The sequence below is a fragment of the Virgibacillus byunsanensis genome, assembly GCF_042675965.1.
GTDB classification, from domain to species: Bacteria; Bacillota; Bacilli; order Bacillales; family Amphibacillaceae; genus Virgibacillus_R; species Virgibacillus_R byunsanensis.
Genome location: NZ_JBHTKJ010000033.1, coordinates 38,266 through 57,534 on the forward strand (window position 1 = coordinate 38,266; position 19,269 = coordinate 57,534).

The following is a 19,269-nucleotide window of genomic DNA, read 5'->3' on the forward strand; positions in this document are numbered from 1 at the left end:
ATTAGTTCCATCCTCGTTTATATTGTGTCGGAGCCTCTATGTTATGACCTAGCTCATCTGCGACCGTTTTCGCCCAATATGGATTACGTAATAATGCTCGTCCGATAAATACAAGATCAGCGCGGTCATTTTGTATGATTTCCTCTGCTTGTAAACCGTTCGTTATTAAACCGACTGCACCTGTATTTATTGCTGCTTCCTGTTTTATCGTATCACACCGCTTTATTTGATAACCTGGGTATGGCGAAATAGCAACTGGTACAACACCACCTGAACTACAATCAATTAAGTCTACTCCTTGTTTTTTCATTTGTGTTGCCACATAAATAAGATCTTCTAATTTGTTGCCTTGTTTATGATACTCATCGGTTGATATACGTACAAATACGGGACCATCCCACACTTTTTTAACTGAACCGATTACTTCAGATAAGAAGCGATAGCGGTTTTCTAAAGTTTGGCCATACTGATCTGTACGTTTATTTGTTAATGGGGAGAGGAATTGATTAATCAAGTAACCATGAGCTGCATGAATTTCTATAATATCAAATCCTGCCTCTTTTGCTCGTCTAGCTCCATTTTTAAAAGCTTCTAGAGTCGTTTCAATATCTTTTATGGTCATTTCTGCAGGTACCTTAAACGATTCATTGAAAGCAGTTGCGGATGGTGCATAAATAGTCGAGTCTAATTGAGCTTTTCTGCCGGCATGTGCCAGTTGAAGAGCTGACTTTGCACCATATGTGTGTATCTGTTCATTTAGTTTTTTTAACCCAGAAATCTGGTCATCATTCCAAATGCCAAGGTCTTGTGGAGAAATACGTCCTTCAGGCTGAACAGCTGAGGCTTCTGTCATAACTAACCCAACTCCTCCAACCGCACGTGATGTATAGTGGGTCATATGAAAGGGAGTAACTTTTCCATCTTCATTCATACAAGAGTACATACACATAGGTGACATAACAATACGATTCTTTAGTGAAACGCCTTTATAGTTGATTGTTGAAAATAGTTTTGTCATGTTAAAAATCTCCTTTTAATGAATTTTTGTACATAAATAGTTCACGGTACTGTAGTGCTTTGTGTGGTACGTCAGTAAAAATACTATCACATCCACTTGTAAAACTTTGCATAATATGTGTTAATCTATTAACTGTATAGACTCTTATTATCATATCTTCTCGATGACACTGTTCAACGAGTTGCGGACTAAGTAAACGATATTTTATATGAATGGCAGATGCGCCCAGTTCTTTTGCGTAGGAGACTAGATTATGCTTTTTTTTAGATACTAATAAAGCAACACCCATAGTATTTCGAAAAAACTCCATTCGCCTAACACTGGTTGGATTAAACGTTGAGAGTGTGGTTTGTTTAGCTATCTGATAATAATTTACCATGTCGTATACAATTGATTCTAAGTTCTCATAATCTATTTTATTATTTTTAAGCTCAATATTTAAATATAACGACTTATCCTGTGCCCATTGTAGAAATTCTTCAAGCGTAAGAATGGTTGTTCCGGCAAATTTACTATTGAACCATGATCCAGCATCCAGTTGTTTTAATTGGTCATATGTATAATCTTTTATATAACCAGTGCCATTAGTCGTTCGGTTAACGAGCTCATCATGAATTAACACTGGAATATTGTCCTTCGTTAAATGGACATCGGTTTCAATCCCTTCAGCATCCAATCGATAGGCAAGTTTAAAGGCAGGCATCGTATTTTCAGGAGCAAGCTTACTAGCTCCACGATGAGCTATAATTTTTGTATTCAATAGTTTCACCTCTTTATTTGATTGTGTTTTATTTTCAAAAAAAAGTCAATTTACATAGGAGGAATTCATATGAAAAGCTGGCAAACAAAAGAAGAATTAACCGATTTATTGTGTACACTTGTTCATCAACAAAGTGTAACTGGGAGTAATGCAGAAATAGCAATAGCAGAATATCTTTATCACTTATTAGCACAAAAGGAATATTTTCAAACAAATCCATCTTATTTAAACCTTCATCCCTTAGATGATGGGAGGCGTCTGTTAACTGGATTAGTAAAAGGGGAAAATAATACCAAAGAAACAGTCATTCTATTAAGTCATTTTGATGTAGTTGGTGTCGAGGACTATGGCTCATTACAGAATCTTGCTTTTTATCCTAAAGAACTTACGAAAGAAATGGAAGAAATTAAGGAAGAATTGCCAAAGTCTGTACAAGCGGATTTAGAAGCAGATACTTGGCTGTTTGGACGAGGTACGATGGATATGAAAGCGGGGATAGCATTGCATTTATCCATGATCGAAAGAGCGATCGAAGGGGAATTCGATGGCAATATCTTGTTCGTAACTGTTCCAGATGAGGAAGCTAATTCACAAGGGATGCTTGCAGCTCTACCAGTATTAAATAAACTTAAAGAGGATGAGAATTTAATCTTTAATGCTTGTTTAAACGGTGAACCCATGTTTAGTAAATATCCTCAAGACCCAGCCTATTATGTATACGCTGGATCAATCGGTAAGGTATTACCAGGCTTTTATTGCTATGGAAAAGAATCACACGTAGGAGAACCATTTGCAGGAATAAATCCAAATTTAATGGTTAGTTTTTTATCACAACAACTTGAATTAAATGACTCATTTATTGAAAAAATAGGTGATGAGGTAACTCCTCCACCAGTGAGCCTGATGCAGCGGGATTTAAAAGAAGAATACTCGGTACAAACACCACATGCAGCCATTTCCATGTATAACGTCTTATATTTGAAACAAACGTTTAAGGCGTTAAATGAAAAATTGTTGACAGGGGCTCAACATGCAGCAAGGGAGATTGAAAATTACATTCAAGAAAAAGCTTCTAAATTCGCAATTGTTGCATCCGATTTTTCGATGCCCACATCTTCAGTGAACGTTATGATGTACGATGACTTATATCAAGAGGCTGTAAACCGGTATGGGGAACAAGAAATAAATCGTCGGCAGAATTTATTAGTCAGTCAACGAGATAAGGGGGATCGGGACTTTTCAACCTTGCTTGTACAGGAATTAGCAGCTATGTGTAAAGATTTGACACCAATGATTGTATTATTTTACAGTCCACCCTTTTATCCGGCTGTTTCCTCATATGACGATCCCTATATCAAGAATGTGATGGATCATGTGAAAAAATATACGAAAGACAATTATCAAGTTGATTTAACAGTCTCTGAATTTTTTACAGGGTTATCAGATTTAAGTTATTTAGGGCCAGTTGCATCGAAAAGTAAATTACAGCAACTTACAACTAATATGCCCCTGCAAAATAATGGGTTTGATTTTCCAGAAAATATTATGGAACAACTTACCATGCCTGTTTTAAATATTGGACCGTTAGGAAAGGATCCTCATCAATGGACAGAACGGTTGGAGTTAACATACAGCTTTGAGTATTTACCATCAATATTGAATGAAACAATCCATCAGTTGTTAATGAAAAAATAATAACTACAATGTGACTTTTTCCCTCAAAAAGGGTAGAATAGAGAGGTAACTGAATGATCATTCATTTTTGGGGGACTTTTAATAATGATAGGAATAAATAAAAAAGTAAGTCAAATAACTGTACCAACACCTTTTGCTGTTGGAGATACACACGTATATCTTTTAGAAGGAGATATGCTTACATTAGTGGATGCCGGTGTTAAAACGAAAGAGGCGTGGGAAGCTTGTAAAACTCAGTTAAAAGAATTAGGGTACTTTCCAAGTGATATTGAACAAATTATCTTAACACATCATCATCCCGATCATATTGGTTTAGTTGATCAGTTTCCACGTGTAGAATCTATTGTTGCGCATAAACATGTCGATTTGTGGTTAACACGAAATGAACCGTTTTTTCAGCACTATGAACAGTTTTTCAAGGATTTCTTTATAGCATCCGGTGTCCCAGAACGATTCAACAAAATTCTGGGGGATTTACGTACTCCCTTACATTTTGCAAGTGAGGGAAGGTTAACTTCAGTAATAAGTGAAGGAGATGTATTACCAGGTCATGAAGATTGGCAAGTGATCGAAACAAAGGGGCATGCACAAAGTCATTTATCTTTTTTTCGAAAAAGCGATGGGGCTTTTATTGGTGGAGATCATTTATTACACCATATTTCTCCAAATCCATTACTTGAACCACCACACGATGGTGAGAAGGAGCGAGCCAAACCACTTTTACAGTACAGAGATAATTTACAAAAATGTGCAAATTTAGGAATTAAAACGGTATATCCTGGACATGGTGATGTTTTTACAAATGTAGAGGAGATTATACCGGTACGACTAAAAAAACAAGAAGAACGCGCCAATAAAGTTCGGTTACTCCTGCAAGAAAAAGCACAAACACCTTTTGAAATATGCCAGCAAATCTTTCCTAAGCATTATGAAAAACAGCTTGAGTTAACTATGTCTGAAACCATTGGACAGTTGGATTTTCTTGAAGATCAAGTCGCTGCAGGGAAAACAATTAAAGACGGAATTTTATACTATCATGCAATCTAATTTAGTAAACAAAAAGATAATTGTTACTGGTGCTTCAAGTGGTATTGGTGAAAGAATTGTATGGCACATAGCTAAAAATGGCGGAATACCTGTTATGCTAGCTCGTTCCGTTGATAAGTTAAAAAGCTTACAACAAGTAATAGATGAAACGTTTCGTACAACCAGTTTTGTGTACCAAGTGGATTTACAGAATGAAAATGAACTAACTACTGTTATGAAACAAATAGTGACTGAACATGAACAAGTGCATGGATTAATTAATAATGCCGGTGTTGGTGTATTTGATTATATTAAAGATATGCAATGGCAGGATGTGGAGCGTATGTTTCAACTGAATGTTTTTGCATTAATGCGTGGAACGCAGCAGCTGTTACCTCATTTCTTGAAACATCAAGAGGGGCACATTGTAAATATTGCGTCACAAGCGGGAAAAATTGCTACTCCAAAATCTGCCGTATATGCATCCTCAAAGCATGCAGTACTAGGATTTACTAATGCTCTAAGATTAGAAATAAATAGTGATAATGTTTATGTTACAGCGGTTAATTTAGGCCCAGTTCGAACAAACTTTTTTGCAACTGCAGACCCAGAAGGAGATTACCAGAAAAATATTGACCGCTATATGCTCGATGCGGATCATGTAGGTAAAAAAATAGTTTTCCATTTATTCACCCGTAAACGAGAAATCAACTTACCATGGTGGATGGAGCTAGGAAGCAAGTTTTATCAGCTGTTTCCTAAAGGATTTGAATGGATATTAAACAAGCAATTTAAAAGAAAATAACGAAATGTTTAGTTGATGCCTATACCATCTAAGAAAAAGTGGCATATAAAACTTACTTTTCTATGCCACCATTCTCTTAGCAAATTCGATTATAGCTATAGAAGGATAGAACCGTTTGATTAAACTAATAAATATAGGCTGTTTTCGTAAAGATTGTTGTTTTTGTCACAATAGGTATAAACTGCGACGTAACTTTAGGCTTATTTCTAAGAACGCGTGCTATTGCCGCCGTCAGGGATCGCTACGGGCGGATGCTTTCCGCGGGCACGGCTTCAGCCTCCGAAGCGGAAAACCACCGCTTCGGTGTCTTCAGACACGTGCTGTTCCCGCAGAAGTCACCGCCCTCCGCTCACCCTGACTGGTAAGGGGTTCTATTAATACTAATACAGTCCCACGACAGTAACAGAAATAACAGCGGAGGAAATACACGTAGACTCCTTGAAAATACAAACCGATTTTCTGCGTGCGATGTCTAGCTATGTAGCTTTCCTTATCCTGTGGGAGCAGAGGCCTAGGAGGCTGTCCGACGAAGTGAAATTGCCGAATATTTATTCAAAATATGGTGGATTATACATTAATAATTCAGTGTGAATGCATATATATTCACAGAAATTATTCCATCGGACAGCCTCCTAGTTGAGACCCCGCAGAGCGTTAGCTCGAGGAGGCTCATCAGCCGCCCGCGGGTAGAAGACACTGCGCAGTGAAACGAAGCAGATGTCGCACTTGTACCCGGATGGGTGAAAGCGAAGTGTATTTCCGTAGCGGTAGGTTAACCGTCACATCAAGTTACGTCGCATTTTATATCAACTATGAAGATGTAAAAGCAACAATGCGTGCGAAACAGCCTAAATTTAAGATTAACGATGGTTTGTATATTTAATTTCCTTTGTAATCTGTCGTAAAGTAGTATACATTTCCTCCGTTAATGCTTTCGAAAAATCAAAGTCTGTGTTTTCGTTTACTTGGTTGATTGAACTCGCACCGAATATAGCACTAGCAACTGCAGGGTGTTTTAATACATATTTAAGAGCTAAAGCATTTATGGATGAAAACTGTTCCATTTCTTCAGTAATCTTTTGGTGAATCGCTTTAAGTTCTTCGTATGAATAATCTAAAAAGCCATCATGTCCTTTTGTTTCCATTTGCTCATTTGCTTTAGTACTTAGCATTCCCTTAGCCAATGGACCACGTGCAAGTACACTAATACTGTTTTCATAAAGTTGATCTAGTATTTCTTCTTCTGGTCGCCTATCCAACATATTATATTGCATCATAACAGCGTCTATATTAGCGTGCTTCATAAACTCTCTGATAACATTAGGTCGAATAGATGAAATGCCATAGCCACGAATGAGACCTTCTTGTTTTAATTCTTCAAACGCTTCAATAGATTCATCAATTGGGTCATTAATAGTTCCGCCATGAAGCATGTAAAAGTCGATATAGTCCGTATTTAAACGATGTAAACTATCCTTCAAGCCGTTTTTTATATGTGATTTTGAAGGGTCCCAGAACCAATCCTTTTTTTCCTTATTAAAATGGTTACCAACCTTGGAAGTTATTACGATTTCGTCTCGTTTGTCTTTGATAGCTTGACCAACAATCTCTTCGTTTTGACCAAAATCATATAAGTCTGCAGTATCAAGGTGATTTACACCTTTATCCAGAGCTTGGTCAATGATAGATATAGCTTTTTGGTTGTCCGTGCCAAGCGACATACACCCAAGCGATAGCTCAGAGATATAAATATTAGATTTTCCTAATTGATTTTTTTTCACTTCTAACGCCTCCAATTTCTTGAGAAATCCTTTTCTCTATTGTAGAAATAGCTTTTATATAATACAACTGATTCACAACGTTATGCTAAAATAAAAGAAATATATAATTTATAAAGGTGATCTTATATGAAAAAATTTGAGGAAAAAACAATAAAAACTAAAAATATTTATGATGGAAAAGTCATCAAACTTCAAGTGGATGACGTTACACTTCCAAACGGTAAAACTTCTAAACGGGAGTTAATTAAACACCCTGGTGCCGTCGCTATTATAGCGATTACTAAAGATAATAAAATTGTATTTGTAGAGCAATATCGAAAACCGTTAGAGAAATCTATCGTAGAAATACCTGCTGGAAAATTGGAAAAGGGGGAAAGTCCTGAAGTAACAGCTGTACGTGAATTAGAAGAGGAAACGGGTTATACCACAAGAAACTTAGAGTTTGTTACATCCTTTTACACTTCTCCAGGATTTGCTGATGAGCATATGTATATTTATAAGACAAGTCAGTTGGAGCAATTAGAAAATCCGCTAGAAGGGGATGACGATGAATTTGTGGAAATTTTAGAATTAACGTTAGATCAAGCGAAACAATATGTAGAAGAACAGCGAATACATGATGCGAAAACGAATTATGCTGTCTTGTATTTAGAAATGCTAGGGAGGAAGTAGATAATGCTACAATCCTATTTTGCCGATATGCACATCCATATTGGACGAGATATGTACAACAAACCTGTGAAAATAACTGGTGCGAAAAGTTTAACACTGACAAATATTTTAAAGGAAGCAAGCAGGAATAAAGGAATTCATATGGTAGGTGTTATAGATAGTCATGCCCCTGCAGTACAACAAGAAATAAAAGACTTAATAAAAGCAGGAAAGGCGGAAGAACTACTTGAAGGTGGTATTCGTTTTGAAAAAGTAACCTTACTATTAGGATCTGAAATAGAAATATATGATGAACTATGTCAAGGCCCGATACATGTTCTTTGCTATTTTCCTACCCTTAGAAAAATGGAACTATTTTCAGAATGGCTAACCACAAAAATGAAAAATATTACGCTTAGTTCACAACGATATTATGGAACGGCAAAAGAACTACAATTTAAAGTGAAAGAATTAGAAGGTATTTTCATTCCAGCACATGTGTTTACTCCTTTTAAAAGTATGTATGGAAAAGGGGTACATAAATCACTAAAGGAAGTGTTTGATCCAGATTTAATTGATGCAATTGAACTCGGACTAAGTTCGGATACTGCTATGGCGGATCAAATTATAGAATTACATGATTATACGTATGTTTCAAACTCGGATGCACATTCTCTAGCAAAAATTGCACGTGAGTATCAGGATATTTATATGAAAGAGCCATCATTTAAGGAGTTTCAATGGGCACTTCATGGTATAGAGGGGAGGAAGATAGTACAGAATTATGGTATGAATCCACAACTCGGAAAATACCATACAACGGTTTGTAATGATTGTTTGGAAACTCTATCAAAAGAAGTAGAAAAGTGTTCAGCGTGTGGATCTAAAAAAATAATAAAAGGTGTATTTGACCGAATTCAAGAATTAGCAGATGCAAGAGCGAAAGGCAGAGAACGTCCACCATATTTATATCAGGTGCCTTTGGAATATCTACCATCACTTGGTCCAAAAACATTTAAAAAACTGTTAAATCGTTTTGGAACAGAAATGAATGTAATCCATCATGCTACATTGAAAGAATTAAGAGAAATAGTTCCAGACAAACTAGCTAATTCTATTATACAAATGAGAGAAGGAAAACAATCAATCAAGGCAGGTGGTGGAGGGCGGTACGGTAGTATAACGTCATCTTAAATTAATAATATTAAAAGATTTCAACTATTAATTGGTATTTTTAATCGGAATTCTTCATAGTTTTAACTATAGGCAAACGTCTCTTGAATGGAGGATTCCGATGTATAGAAAAAGAAGAACTCTAGTATTAAATCATCTAAAGGAAAATGCAGCAATATACTTATTTATGGTTATTTTGTTTTTAACTGGTGTTATTTTTGGCGCAATTATTGTAAACAGTATGAACTTTGTCCAAAAGCAGGATCTATTTTTTTATTTAGAACGCTTTTTTGGACAAATCTCAAATCAGCAGCAAATTGCAAGTACTGATATATTAAAAAGTAGCTTTTTATATCACGTTAAATATTTGTTATTACTATTTGTATTAGGGTTATCAGTCATTGGATTGCCAATCGTATGGATATTATTATTTTTAAAAGGTTTGGTAGTAGGCTTTTCAGTTGGTTTTATTGTAAATCAGTTAGGATTAAAAGGTCTTCTTTTAGCTTCATTATCAATCGCACCGCAAAATTTTCTGATCATACCAATCTATATTACCGCTGGTAGTCTATCCATGATCTTTTCGTTAACGTTGTTAAATAAATTATTTAGTCGCAGAGTATCACGACCGGTATTTCAACCATTTGGAAGATATGTCACCATGTTTTCATTGTTATTAGCTACAGCGTTTATCGCCGCTCTATTAGAAGCATTTGTTGCAAATGAAGCTATGGAAGCTGTCATTAAATCACTTTACTAAATCTGCAAAAGTTCAATCAAACACTTTTTATTAATTAACAATAATTATTGTTTATAAATAATAATAATTATACTTTGACACGCTTTTCAACTGTGCATATAATAAAGATGGGGTTAAGAGGGAGGATACTAGCTATGGAACATCGAATTGATCGTATTAAAAAGCAGCTCCATGCACAGAGCTATAAGCTGACTCCACAAAGAGAAGCAACGGTCAGGGTATTGTTGGAGCGTGAAGAGGATCATCTGAGTGCGGAGGAAGTGTACTTACTTGTAAAAGAAAAAGCACCTGAAATAGGTCTTGCAACGGTATACCGAACATTAGAATTATTATCTGAGCTCAAAATTGTTGATAAAATTAATTTTGGTGATGGTGTCTCCCGCTACGATCTTCGTAAAGAAGGCGCAGAGCATTTTCATCATCATCTTGTATGTATTGAATGTGGGTCTGTTGAAGAAATTGAAGATGATTTATTAGAAGATGTTGAAAAAATTGTTGAAAACGATTGGAACTTTCAAGTAAAGGATCACCGTTTGACATTTCATGGTATCTGTAAGCAATGTCAAAAAGTAGTTGCTAAAACAACATAGAAGTAACCGCTCCGCCTTTTTTCGTTAATGAAGAAAGGCTTTTATTTTTGTGAAATGAATATGAAATGTATCCTTATTATTTACAATTCATTGGAAATAGGTTACTTTGTGAAGTAGGGTATCTTCGTATTAATTCATTTCATTTTAACCTATCAGAACAGTGATAATGCGAAGTGAATTTGATTTTAATCAACAGTTTCATAGTTACATGTATATTGTATTCCTTTTTTGGCATATCTTTTAATAGTACTAGATATTAAAAAGAGGAGACAAACAAAATGAAAAGGATGATATGGGATACCGTAAAGATTTTCGTTATTTTTGTAGCATGTACATTTTTGTTTTATTTCGGATTACGCGTTATGCATACTGAGTACGAACAATATCATCGTTATGATCCACCAGAAGGACAGTCTATTAAGGTTTTTAACACAGATCAACGTTTCATAGATCGATTGAATTTATTTTTTCGATTAGGGGAGTAAGTGTATGCTGCAACATGCTTATGATGATTTTTTTCATTATTTACAAGTTGAGAGAGGTTTATCGGATAACACATTAAAATCCTATAAAAGAGATTTAAATCAGTACTTACTATATATAAATAAGGTAATGCTTAAATCAAATTGGGACAATGTCACTAGAAATGATATCATTGGGTTTTTACAGCAGCTTAAGGATGACGGGAAATCTCAGTCCACGATGACACGTGCTGTCTCTACCATTCGTGCATTTCACCAGTTTCTAATAAGGGAGAAGTTCGTGAATCTTGATGCTAGTTTACATATTGAAACGCCGAGGAAAGAAAGAAAACTTCCAGATATTTTGTCCTTGGCAGAAGTTGAAGCACTACTTGTCAACCAAGGTAGTACGCCTCTTCACATTCGAAACAAAGCAATGCTTGAATTATTATATGCTACAGGGCTCCGTGTTACAGAGTTGATCACATTAAAAGTAAGTGATCTTCATTTAACTATGGGGTTTGTTCGTTGTCTAGGGAAGGGATCCAAAGAAAGAATTGTGCCGTTAGGTAATGTTGCAAAAAAATCTGTGGAAGATTACTTAGAACAAGCAAGATCGCAATTAATAAAGCGTAAGGATGATCAAAACGTTTTATTTGTTAATCAGCATGGTAGACCGTTGTCTAGACAGGGTTTTTGGAAAATACTTAAGCAAGTTGCATCAAATGCTAATATAAAGAAAACAATAACACCACACACATTGAGGCATTCTTTTGCTACACATTTGTTAGAAAATGGCGCCGATTTACGCTCGGTTCAGGAAATGCTTGGCCATTCTGACATATCCACAACACAAATTTATACACATGTAACAAAAGCTAGACTAAAAGATATTTATAAGTCTTACCACCCTAGGGCATAATTTTGTCCGTTATGTCGTCTGACATCCTACAACAATAGAATCAAAATCAACATATTAAAAGAGGAAATTGGGAATATAATTATAGGAGGTTTTAATTATGAAAAATTTCAAACGTGTATTTTTGGTCGTTATGGATTCAGTAGGGATCGGAGAATCTCCAGACGCTGAAAAATTTAATGATAAAGGTGCAGACACGCTTGGCCATATTGCAGATCACATGGACGGACTTGATATGCCTAATATGGGGAAGTTAGGGTTAAGTAATATACGTGAAATTAAAGGAATCAAAAAAGCTTCATCTCCGATGGCTCATTACACAAAGATGCAAGAAGCCTCTAATGGTAAGGATACCATGACAGGACATTGGGAGATTATGGGATTGAATATTCAACAACCTTTCCGTACATTCCCAGAAGGATTTCCACCAGATTTAGTGAAAGACCTAGAAGAAAAAACAGGTCGAAAAGTAATTGGTAATAAACCGGCATCAGGTACAGAGATCTTAGATGAATTAGGTCAAGAGCATATGGACTCGGGGTCATTAATTGTATACACATCTGCAGATTCTGTATTACAAATAGCAGCCCACGAAGAAATTATTCCAATTGAAGAACAATATCGAATATGTGAAATCGCGCGTGAATTAACATTAGATGAAAAATATATGGTTGGACGGATAATTGCCAGACCATTCGTAGGGAAGCCAGGTGCTTTTCAACGCACAGCAAATCGTCATGATTATGCATTAAAACCATTTGGTAGAACAGTTATGAATGAACTTAAAGGTGCGGGTTATGATGTAATAGCACTAGGCAAAATCTCAGACATTTATGATGGGGAAGGCGTTACAGAGTCTATCCGGACAGTTGATAATGAAGACGGGATGTCCAAACTAGTAGAAACTGTAGAGAAGGATTTTAATGGTATAAGCTTTTTAAACCTGGTTGATTTTGATGCTAAATATGGTCATCGACGTGATCCTTTAGGATATGGCAAAGCCTTAGAAGCTTTTGATGTAAGACTTCCGGAAGTTTTGAATCGACTAACAGATGAAGATTTACTACTCATTACCGCTGATCATGGAAATGATCCTGTTCATCATGGAACAGACCATACTAGAGAGTACGTTCCGTTACTTGCATACCATACAATAGTAAACGAAGGCAGAGAACTTACGCTAAGAGATACTTTTGCTGATATTGGTGCAACCATTGCTGAAAACTTCAATATAAAGTTACCGGAACACGGAACTAGCTTTTTAAAAGAAATAGAATAAAGGGGATGGAAAAGATGCAAAAAAACGAAATTTTAGAAGCAAGCTCTACTATTCAAGCGAAACTGAGTTCCACACCTACAATAGGATTAATTCTAGGCTCAGGACTAGGTGTGCTGGCAGAAAGCATTGAAAATCCTGTTACGATATCTTACAAAGACATTCCCCATTTTCCAGAGTCAACTGTTTCAGGTCATAAAGGCCAGCTTGTAGTAGGAACATTAGAGGGAAAACAGGTTATCGCGATGCAAGGACGCTTTCATTATTATGAAGGTTACACGATGCAACAAGTAACGTTTCCGGTTCGTGTAATGAAGCAGCTAGGAATCGACTCCATTATTGTGACGAATGCTGCTGGAGGGATCAATAAAAGTTATAATCCTGGTGATTTAATGTTAATTACTGATCATATTAATAACATGGGAGATAATCCTTTATTAGGTCCTAATGATGAGGATTTAGGTGTGCGTTTTCCAGATATGTCACAAGTATATGATAAAGCGTATATTCAACATGCCGCAGACTGTGCCGAGGAACTTGGCTTAGCAGTACAAAAAGGAGTGTATGTTGGAAATACTGGTCCAGTATATGAAACACCTGCAGAGATCAACATGCTTCGTACATTAGGTGGCGATGCTGTCGGGATGTCAACCGTTCCTGAGGTAACAGTTGCTAGACACGCGGGTCTTCGAGTATTAGGTATATCCTGTATATCTAATATGGCAGCAGGAATCCTTGACCAACCATTGACACATGATGAAGTTATGGAGACGACAGAAAAAGTAAAAGAGGACTTTTTGAAATTTATTAAGAAAATAATTCACACATTACCAAAATAATTATGTAAAGGTGATTTTTATATGAGAATGTACGATATTATCGAAAAGAAAAGAGATGGCCAGGATCTATCTGAAGAGGAGATTCGTTTTTTTATTAATGGTTATACAACTGGGGAGATACCAGATTATCAAGTAAGTGCTTTATTAATGGCAATATACTTCCAGGATATGTCAGAAAAAGAACGGGCTGTTTTAACAACAGCAATGGTCGAATCTGGTGACGAAATTGATCTTTCTGCGATATCCGGCATAAAAGTCGATAAACATTCAACAGGTGGAGTGGGTGATACTACTACGCTTATTTTGGCACCACTTGTAGCATCAGTGGGTGTACCAGTTGCTAAAATGAGCGGACGTGGACTTGGACATACAGGTGGTACTATTGATAAATTAGAAGCAGTCCCTGGTTTTCATGTTGAAATTACAAATGATCAATTTATTGAACTAGTAAACAGGAATAAAGTTGCAGTTATCGGTCAATCTGGCAACCTAACACCAGCTGATAAGAAATTATACAGTCTCCGTGATGTTACTGCTACTGTAAACTCCATCCCTTTGATTGCAAGCTCGATTATGAGTAAAAAAATTGCTTCTGGAGCAGATGCGATTGTATTAGATGTTAAAACGGGTGCAGGTGCTTTCATGAAAAATCTTGATGAAGCAAAAGAACTTGCACATGCCATGGTTTCTATTGGTAATCGTGTAGGGAGGAATACAATGGCGGTTATTTCTGATATGAGTCAACCGCTTGGTAATGCAATCGGTAATGCATTAGAAGTAGAAGAAGCTATTCATACACTTCAGGGAAATGGACCAAAGGATTTAACAGATTTATGCTTAACACTAGGAAGTCAAATGGTTTTACTAGCTAATAAAGCAAAAAGTATTGAAGAAGCCAAACAGTTATTAACTGAAAACTTAACGAATGGTAAAGCATTTGAACAGTTTAAAACTTTTCTTGAATCACAAGGCGGGGACCCAAGCGTAGCTGATAACCCAGAGCTTCTTCCAAAAACTTCTTATAAAATTGAATTGCCAGCTAAGTCATCTGGTACAGTTGCAGAAATAGTTGCCGATGATATTGGTACTGCAGCAATGATGCTTGGAGCAGGCAGAGCCACGAAAGAATCGGAAATCGATTTAGCAGTTGGTATTGTTCTTCATAAAAAAATTGGTGACCAAGTGCAAGAAGGTGAAGCTCTTTTAACCATTCATTCAAATCAAAAAACAGTGGACCAAGTAAAAGAAAAATTGTATACAAGTATTACAGTTACTGATAAAAGTGAAAAGGCTCCCCCATTAATCTATGACACAATAACTGAATAAAGATAGAAGCCGGAAGTGGCTTAAGCAGTTAATAAATTATCCATAGGCTCCTAATTTATAATTTTATAATTTTATAATAAAGGCACACATAAAATAGGTGTGCTTTTTCTTTTGTCTCCACTTAAAATATCTTACCAATGTTATCCAAATAACAGTATAAAATAAAACAATTGTGGCAACGATAAAATTATATTGATTGGTGGAGGTATAAACTATGAAAAAGAATATTGTAATGACTAGCATTATTTTTTCTTTACTTTTAGTTACAGCTGTTCCCGTATTTGGTGAGGAGGAAAATACAGATGATTCAAATCAAGAATTAAATCTTGCACCAGATGCTAAATCAGCTATTTTAATGGAACGAGATACAGGAAAGTTGTTGTACGATAAAAATGCACATGAAAAGCTTCCTCCTGCGAGTATGACAAAAGTTATGACACTATTATTAATTATGGAAGCATTAGAAGAAGGTAAATTAAAAATGGATGAAATTATTCGTGTAAGTGAGCGGGCTGCTTCTATGGGAGGATCACAAATCTTTTTAGAAGCTGGTGAAGAAATGACTGTGGAGGATCTTTTAAAAGGGGTGGCCATTGCCTCTGGGAACGATGCAAGTGTCGCTTTAGCCGAAAGAATTGCAGGTAGTGAAGAAGCATTTGTCAAAATGATGAATAATAGGGTAAAGGAATTAAACTTAGAAAACACTGTATTTAAAAATACAACAGGTTTACCGGCAGATGATCATTATAGTACGTCTTACGATATGGCTGTCATGGCTAAAGAATTATTAAAATACGAAACTATAACAAATTATACATCGAAATATGAAGATTATTTAAGAAAAGGAAAAGAAAATGAATTTTGGTTAGTGAATACAAATAAATTGGTAAGGTTTTATCCAGGTGTTGATGGTCTGAAGACAGGGTTTACGAATGAAGCAAAATATTGTCTTACTGCTACCGCGAAGAAAAATGATATGCGTGTGATAGCTGTTGTGATGGGAGCAGAAACTACAAAGAAACGAAATGCAACTGTATCTGGCATGCTAGACTATGCATTCAATCATTTTGATACAAAGAAATTATATGAAAAAGGTCAAACAATAACGGATTTGCAAGTACTAAAAGCAGAACAAAAAAATATTGATATTGTGGCTTCTGAGTCTATAAGTACGGTCCATAAAAAAGGGGAACCACCAGAGAACATTACTACCTCAGTAGAATTGGCAGAAAATATGACATTTCCAATGACTAAAGGGGAACAGGTAGGAATGCTTACAGTGAAAGCAGATGACAAAATTGTTTCGAATACACCTTTAATTGTAAGTCACGATGTGCAACCTGCATCATTTCTGACACTGTTTAAACGGAGCGTGCAGGAAATGGTGAAAAACCGTTAATTTGCTCTAATTTAGACGAATTACTTCTTCTTTTGTCAAGAAGCAGGAATTGGCCCCCTTAATAGAGAAATTTAAAACTTACCATGTAATGTGAGGAGGAAAAGTAATGGGTCTGACTACTATATTTGATGTAAAAGAAGACGTCTTAATCGTTCGGTTGTCGGGGGAATTAGATCATCATGAAGCTGAAGGGTTACGAAAAATTTGGAAGGATACGATGTATAAAAATTCTGTAAAACATGTTATTTTAAATCTTGAATCAGTAACATTTATGGACAGTTCTGGACTTGGTGTAGTTTTAGGAAGATATAAAGAAGTATTACAATTAGGAGGGGAAATGGTGGTATGTTCCGTTTCACCTCCAATAGAGCGCTTGTTTGAAATGTCAGGGTTGTTTAAAATTGTGCGGTTAGAGAAGGACGAACACTATGCATTATTTTCGTTGGGGGTGGCTTCATGAGGAATGAAATGGTCGTTGAATTTTCAAGTGTAAGTGCAAATGAATCTTTTGCTAGAGTTACCGTAGGAGCCTTTGTTTCACAATTAGATCCGACAATGGATGAGCTAACAGAAATCAAGACAGTTGTGTCAGAGGCTGTTACCAATGCAATTATACATGGCTACAACAATGAACCAGATCATTATGTGGAAATAAGTTGTGTCATCGAACACGGAGATATTGAAATAATAATAAAAGATGATGGTATTGGAATCGATAATGTGGAAGAGGCTAGACAGCCACTCTATACATCTAAACCAGAATTAGAAAGATCCGGTATGGGCTTTACCATAATTGAAAACTTTATGGATTCAGTTGAGGTTATCTCTAATTCAGACGAGGGAACGACCGTTCGTATGAAAAAGTTATTAGTTAAAAATAAAACGGTTAGTAAGTAGAGATGTCTATGGACGTTAACGTTAAGAACCAAAACCGGAAAGAGCCCTTAACTGATGAGCAGGTAAAAGATTATATATTAAAGAGTCAAAATGGTGATAAAGACGCAAGAGATCTATTAGTAGAAAAAAATATGCGTCTAGTTTGGTCTGTTGTTCAACGTTTTATTAATCGAGGATATGATCCTGATGATTTATTTCAGATTGGTAGTATTGGGTTAATTAAATCGATAGATAAATTTGATCTCTCGTATGATGTCCGTTTTTCTACGTATGCCGTACCGATGATCATTGGTGAGATACAGCGGTTCATCCGTGATGACGGAAGTTTGAAAGTAAGTCGGTCATTAAAGGAAATCGGCAACAAAATACGAAAGAAAAAGGACGAATTAACAAAAGAACTTGGTAGATCTCCAACAGTAAATGAAATTGCGGAATCACTTGATATATTACCAGAAGAAGTCGTTCACGCGGAGGAAGCAGCAAAGTCTCCTCACTCTATTCATGAGACAGTATTTGAAAATGACGGTGATCCTATTACATTATTAGATCAAATAGCTGATCAGGATACGAGGTGGTTTGAAAAGATCACTTTACAAGAAGCGATTAGGGATTTAAATGAACGTGAACGTTTAATCGTTTATTTACGATATTATAAAGATAAAACGCAATCAGAGGTAGCAGAAAGGCTTGGCATATCACAAGTGCAAGTATCCAGATTAGAGAAAAAGATATTACAAGAAATGAAGACAAAAATGGATCAAACCTAATCATCACTTTATGTGATGATTTTTTTTCTTTTGATTTTCAATAAAAAAGCAGTAATTGAGCAATACTACATAACAAACAGTGAAAAGGATGATATCCACATGTCTAACCTAGTGTATATTCGAATGAAAAAAAATGTGGAATTAACATATATCCAACCTATAAAACTTAAGGATATTGCATTTATTTCAACCACATCTTTCCATAAAGAGAAGGTAGAAGACACTGCGATTTATCGTATCTCAAAAAAAGATCGAGATATAGTTATTATTGACAGCTTTATTGTAATTGATCATCTAAATAATATTTATCCTAATTTAGAAGTTCAATTAGTGGGCCCAACCAACACCATTATAAGGATAAAAAAGACAAAGAAAAAGCCTTCTATACTTCTTGTATCCTTTGTTTGGCTTCTCTTGTTTATTGGAATGGCAATGACAATCATGAATTTCCATTATGACGTTAGCATGCAAGAAGTTCAGCAAAAATTACATTACATACTTACTGGAGAACAAAATAGGTATCCATTGTGGATTCAGGTACCATATTCCTTTGGACTCGGAATTGGTATGCTATTATTCTTCAACCATTGGTTTAAAAAGAGATTTAACGAAGAACCAAGCCCGCTAGAAGTAGAGATATTTAACTATCAGCAAAATCTAGATCAATATGTTACCCACTATGAAAACGAATTAAATGATAATAAACCTAATTATTAATGCAATTGAGGTTATTATTGGGTTGGCGGGTGGTCTAGCTGTAGGTGCTGGTTTTGTAGCCTTTTTGACAGTATTGGGAATTATCCCTAGGTTGATTCAATTAAGTAAAACAGAGCGTTTAATAAAAATTTATGCAGCGTGTGTAATTTGTGGGGCGTTATTTGGAACGTTTATCTCATTTGCAAACGTAACGTGGAATCAACCGGTAGTTCTATTGGTTCTTTGGGGTGTACTACATGGTATTTTTAATGGCATGTTAGCTGCTGCGTTAACGGAAGTATTGAATGTCTTTCCAATTCTATCTAAAAGGATTGGAATTGATGAACAACTACTATGGTTGCTCATGGCAATTGTATTCGGGAAGATAGCGGGTTCTCTATTTCAATGGACAATTTTTGTTTATTAAAAA

At 35.8% G+C, this 19,269-nt stretch carries 21 protein-coding genes; 18 read left to right on the plus strand and 3 right to left on the minus strand.

The features are described 5' to 3' along the window. Position 1: 1 nt before the first annotated feature. Both namA and ACFQ3N_RS12535 read right to left on the minus strand, forming a co-directional pair. The gene (namA, locus tag ACFQ3N_RS12530) at positions 2–1,018 is read right to left on the minus strand and encodes an NADPH dehydrogenase NamA (protein WP_390362869.1); all 1,017 of its coding nucleotides are present in this window, start codon (positions 1,016–1,018) and stop codon (positions 2–4) included. 1 nt (position 1,019) lies between these two features. Beyond that, positions 1,020–1,778, minus strand: coding sequence for a glycerophosphodiester phosphodiesterase (locus ACFQ3N_RS12535; RefSeq protein ID WP_390362870.1), 759 nt, complete (start codon positions 1,776–1,778; stop codon positions 1,020–1,022). Positions 1,779–1,847: 69 nt separating this feature from the next. Between ACFQ3N_RS12535 and ACFQ3N_RS12540 the strand changes: the two genes are divergently transcribed. The 3 genes from ACFQ3N_RS12540 (at position 1,848) to ACFQ3N_RS12550 (ending at position 5,304) form a co-directional block, all read left to right on the plus strand. Continuing rightward, entirely contained in the window at positions 1,848–3,473 is a 1,626-nt protein-coding gene (locus tag ACFQ3N_RS12540) for a M20/M25/M40 family metallo-hydrolase (RefSeq protein WP_390362871.1), read from the plus strand. An 84-nt stretch (positions 3,474–3,557) separates the two neighbouring features. Then, positions 3,558–4,520: an MBL fold metallo-hydrolase gene (locus ACFQ3N_RS12545; protein WP_390362872.1), complete on the plus strand. Its 963-nt coding sequence runs from the start codon at positions 3,558–3,560 to the stop codon at positions 4,518–4,520. After that, a complete protein-coding gene (locus ACFQ3N_RS12550) occupies positions 4,510–5,304 on the plus strand; it encodes an SDR family NAD(P)-dependent oxidoreductase (protein ID WP_390362873.1) in 795 nt (264 codons plus the stop codon). The genes ACFQ3N_RS12545 and ACFQ3N_RS12550 overlap by 11 nt, the downstream gene beginning before the upstream one ends. Before the next feature lie 860 nt (positions 5,305–6,164). Here ACFQ3N_RS12550 and ACFQ3N_RS12555 read toward each other — a convergent pair. Then, complete coding sequence (locus ACFQ3N_RS12555) at positions 6,165–7,085, minus strand: aldo/keto reductase (protein WP_390362874.1); 921 nt, start codon at positions 7,083–7,085, stop codon at positions 6,165–6,167. 126 nt (positions 7,086–7,211) lie between these two features. On the opposite strand from ACFQ3N_RS12555, the gene ACFQ3N_RS12560 reads away from it, so the two are divergent. The 15 genes from ACFQ3N_RS12560 (at position 7,212) to ACFQ3N_RS12630 (ending at position 19,266) form a co-directional block, all read left to right on the plus strand. Then, positions 7,212–7,757, plus strand: a complete 546-nt coding sequence (locus tag ACFQ3N_RS12560; RefSeq protein WP_390362875.1) for an NUDIX hydrolase — start codon at positions 7,212–7,214, stop codon at positions 7,755–7,757. 3 nt (positions 7,758–7,760) lie between these two features. Beyond that, complete coding sequence (locus ACFQ3N_RS12565) at positions 7,761–8,930, plus strand: endonuclease Q family protein (protein ID WP_390362876.1); 1,170 nt, start codon at positions 7,761–7,763, stop codon at positions 8,928–8,930. 100 nt (positions 8,931–9,030) lie between these two features. Further along, positions 9,031–9,669, plus strand: coding sequence for a stage II sporulation protein M (gene spoIIM, locus ACFQ3N_RS12570; RefSeq protein ID WP_390362877.1), 639 nt, complete (start codon positions 9,031–9,033; stop codon positions 9,667–9,669). A 134-nt stretch (positions 9,670–9,803) separates the two neighbouring features. After that, a complete protein-coding gene (gene fur, locus ACFQ3N_RS12575) occupies positions 9,804–10,259 on the plus strand; it encodes a ferric iron uptake transcriptional regulator (protein ID WP_390362878.1) in 456 nt (151 codons plus the stop codon). Positions 10,260–10,537: 278 nt separating this feature from the next. Then, a complete protein-coding gene (locus tag ACFQ3N_RS12580; RefSeq protein ID WP_390362879.1) occupies positions 10,538–10,744 on the plus strand; it encodes a DUF4227 family protein in 207 nt (68 codons plus the stop codon). 4 nt (positions 10,745–10,748) lie between these two features. Next, on the plus strand, positions 10,749–11,642 hold the full coding sequence (gene xerD, locus ACFQ3N_RS12585) for a site-specific tyrosine recombinase XerD (RefSeq protein WP_390362880.1): 894 nt from the start codon (positions 10,749–10,751) through the stop codon (positions 11,640–11,642). A gap of 97 nt (positions 11,643–11,739) precedes the next feature. Next, on the plus strand, positions 11,740–12,918 hold the full coding sequence (gene deoB, locus ACFQ3N_RS12590) for a phosphopentomutase (protein ID WP_390362881.1): 1,179 nt from the start codon (positions 11,740–11,742) through the stop codon (positions 12,916–12,918). 14 nt (positions 12,919–12,932) lie between these two features. Next, on the plus strand, positions 12,933–13,754 hold the full coding sequence (locus ACFQ3N_RS12595) for a purine-nucleoside phosphorylase (RefSeq protein WP_390362882.1): 822 nt from the start codon (positions 12,933–12,935) through the stop codon (positions 13,752–13,754). Positions 13,755–13,775: 21 nt separating this feature from the next. Then, positions 13,776–15,080, plus strand: coding sequence for a pyrimidine-nucleoside phosphorylase (locus ACFQ3N_RS12600; protein ID WP_390362883.1), 1,305 nt, complete (start codon positions 13,776–13,778; stop codon positions 15,078–15,080). 214 nt (positions 15,081–15,294) lie between these two features. Next, positions 15,295–16,479, plus strand: coding sequence for a D-alanyl-D-alanine carboxypeptidase family protein (locus ACFQ3N_RS12605; RefSeq protein WP_390362884.1), 1,185 nt, complete (start codon positions 15,295–15,297; stop codon positions 16,477–16,479). A 106-nt stretch (positions 16,480–16,585) separates the two neighbouring features. After that, complete coding sequence (gene spoIIAA, locus ACFQ3N_RS12610; RefSeq protein ID WP_390362885.1) at positions 16,586–16,939, plus strand: anti-sigma F factor antagonist; 354 nt, start codon at positions 16,586–16,588, stop codon at positions 16,937–16,939. Then, a complete protein-coding gene (gene spoIIAB, locus ACFQ3N_RS12615) occupies positions 16,936–17,376 on the plus strand; it encodes an anti-sigma F factor (protein WP_390362886.1) in 441 nt (146 codons plus the stop codon). Before spoIIAA ends, spoIIAB begins: the two co-directional genes overlap by 4 nt. Before the next feature lie 8 nt (positions 17,377–17,384). After that, a complete protein-coding gene (sigF, locus tag ACFQ3N_RS12620; protein ID WP_390362887.1) occupies positions 17,385–18,143 on the plus strand; it encodes an RNA polymerase sporulation sigma factor SigF in 759 nt (252 codons plus the stop codon). Positions 18,144–18,242: 99 nt separating this feature from the next. Next, positions 18,243–18,860: a stage V sporulation protein AA gene (locus tag ACFQ3N_RS12625; RefSeq protein ID WP_390362888.1), complete on the plus strand. Its 618-nt coding sequence runs from the start codon at positions 18,243–18,245 to the stop codon at positions 18,858–18,860. After that, positions 18,838–19,266, plus strand: a complete 429-nt coding sequence (locus ACFQ3N_RS12630; RefSeq protein ID WP_390362889.1) for a stage V sporulation protein AB — start codon at positions 18,838–18,840, stop codon at positions 19,264–19,266. The genes ACFQ3N_RS12625 and ACFQ3N_RS12630 overlap by 23 nt, the downstream gene beginning before the upstream one ends. Positions 19,267–19,269: the final 3 nt, after the last annotated feature.

What these genes read in the sequence shown, in the direction of transcription:
- xerD (WP_390362880.1), top strand. Translation starts at nt 10,749, where the DNA reads ATGCTGCAACATGCTTATGATGATTTTTTTCATTATTTACAAGTTGAG.
- ACFQ3N_RS12565 (WP_390362876.1), top strand. Translation starts at nt 7,761, where the DNA reads ATGCTACAATCCTATTTTGCCGATATGCACATCCATATTGGACGAGAT.
- ACFQ3N_RS12580 (WP_390362879.1), top strand. Translation starts at nt 10,538, where the DNA reads ATGAAAAGGATGATATGGGATACCGTAAAGATTTTCGTTATTTTTGTA.
- ACFQ3N_RS12545 (WP_390362872.1), top strand. Translation starts at nt 3,558, where the DNA reads ATGATAGGAATAAATAAAAAAGTAAGTCAAATAACTGTACCAACACCT.
- ACFQ3N_RS12595 (WP_390362882.1), top strand. Translation starts at nt 12,933, where the DNA reads ATGCAAAAAAACGAAATTTTAGAAGCAAGCTCTACTATTCAAGCGAAA.
- ACFQ3N_RS12560 (WP_390362875.1), top strand. Translation starts at nt 7,212, where the DNA reads ATGAAAAAATTTGAGGAAAAAACAATAAAAACTAAAAATATTTATGAT.
- ACFQ3N_RS12550 (WP_390362873.1), top strand. Translation starts at nt 4,510, where the DNA reads ATGCAATCTAATTTAGTAAACAAAAAGATAATTGTTACTGGTGCTTCA.
- spoIIAB (WP_390362886.1), top strand. Translation starts at nt 16,936, where the DNA reads ATGAGGAATGAAATGGTCGTTGAATTTTCAAGTGTAAGTGCAAATGAA.
- namA (WP_390362869.1), bottom strand. Translation starts at nt 1,018, where the DNA reads ATGACAAAACTATTTTCAACAATCAACTATAAAGGCGTTTCACTAAAG.
- spoIIAA (WP_390362885.1), top strand. Translation starts at nt 16,586, where the DNA reads ATGGGTCTGACTACTATATTTGATGTAAAAGAAGACGTCTTAATCGTT.
- ACFQ3N_RS12630 (WP_390362889.1), top strand. Translation starts at nt 18,838, where the DNA reads ATGATAATAAACCTAATTATTAATGCAATTGAGGTTATTATTGGGTTG.
- ACFQ3N_RS12600 (WP_390362883.1), top strand. Translation starts at nt 13,776, where the DNA reads ATGAGAATGTACGATATTATCGAAAAGAAAAGAGATGGCCAGGATCTA.
- sigF (WP_390362887.1), top strand. Translation starts at nt 17,385, where the DNA reads ATGGACGTTAACGTTAAGAACCAAAACCGGAAAGAGCCCTTAACTGAT.
- deoB (WP_390362881.1), top strand. Translation starts at nt 11,740, where the DNA reads ATGAAAAATTTCAAACGTGTATTTTTGGTCGTTATGGATTCAGTAGGG.
- ACFQ3N_RS12605 (WP_390362884.1), top strand. Translation starts at nt 15,295, where the DNA reads ATGAAAAAGAATATTGTAATGACTAGCATTATTTTTTCTTTACTTTTA.
- ACFQ3N_RS12625 (WP_390362888.1), top strand. Translation starts at nt 18,243, where the DNA reads ATGTCTAACCTAGTGTATATTCGAATGAAAAAAAATGTGGAATTAACA.
- spoIIM (WP_390362877.1), top strand. Translation starts at nt 9,031, where the DNA reads ATGTATAGAAAAAGAAGAACTCTAGTATTAAATCATCTAAAGGAAAAT.
- ACFQ3N_RS12540 (WP_390362871.1), top strand. Translation starts at nt 1,848, where the DNA reads ATGAAAAGCTGGCAAACAAAAGAAGAATTAACCGATTTATTGTGTACA.
- fur (WP_390362878.1), top strand. Translation starts at nt 9,804, where the DNA reads ATGGAACATCGAATTGATCGTATTAAAAAGCAGCTCCATGCACAGAGC.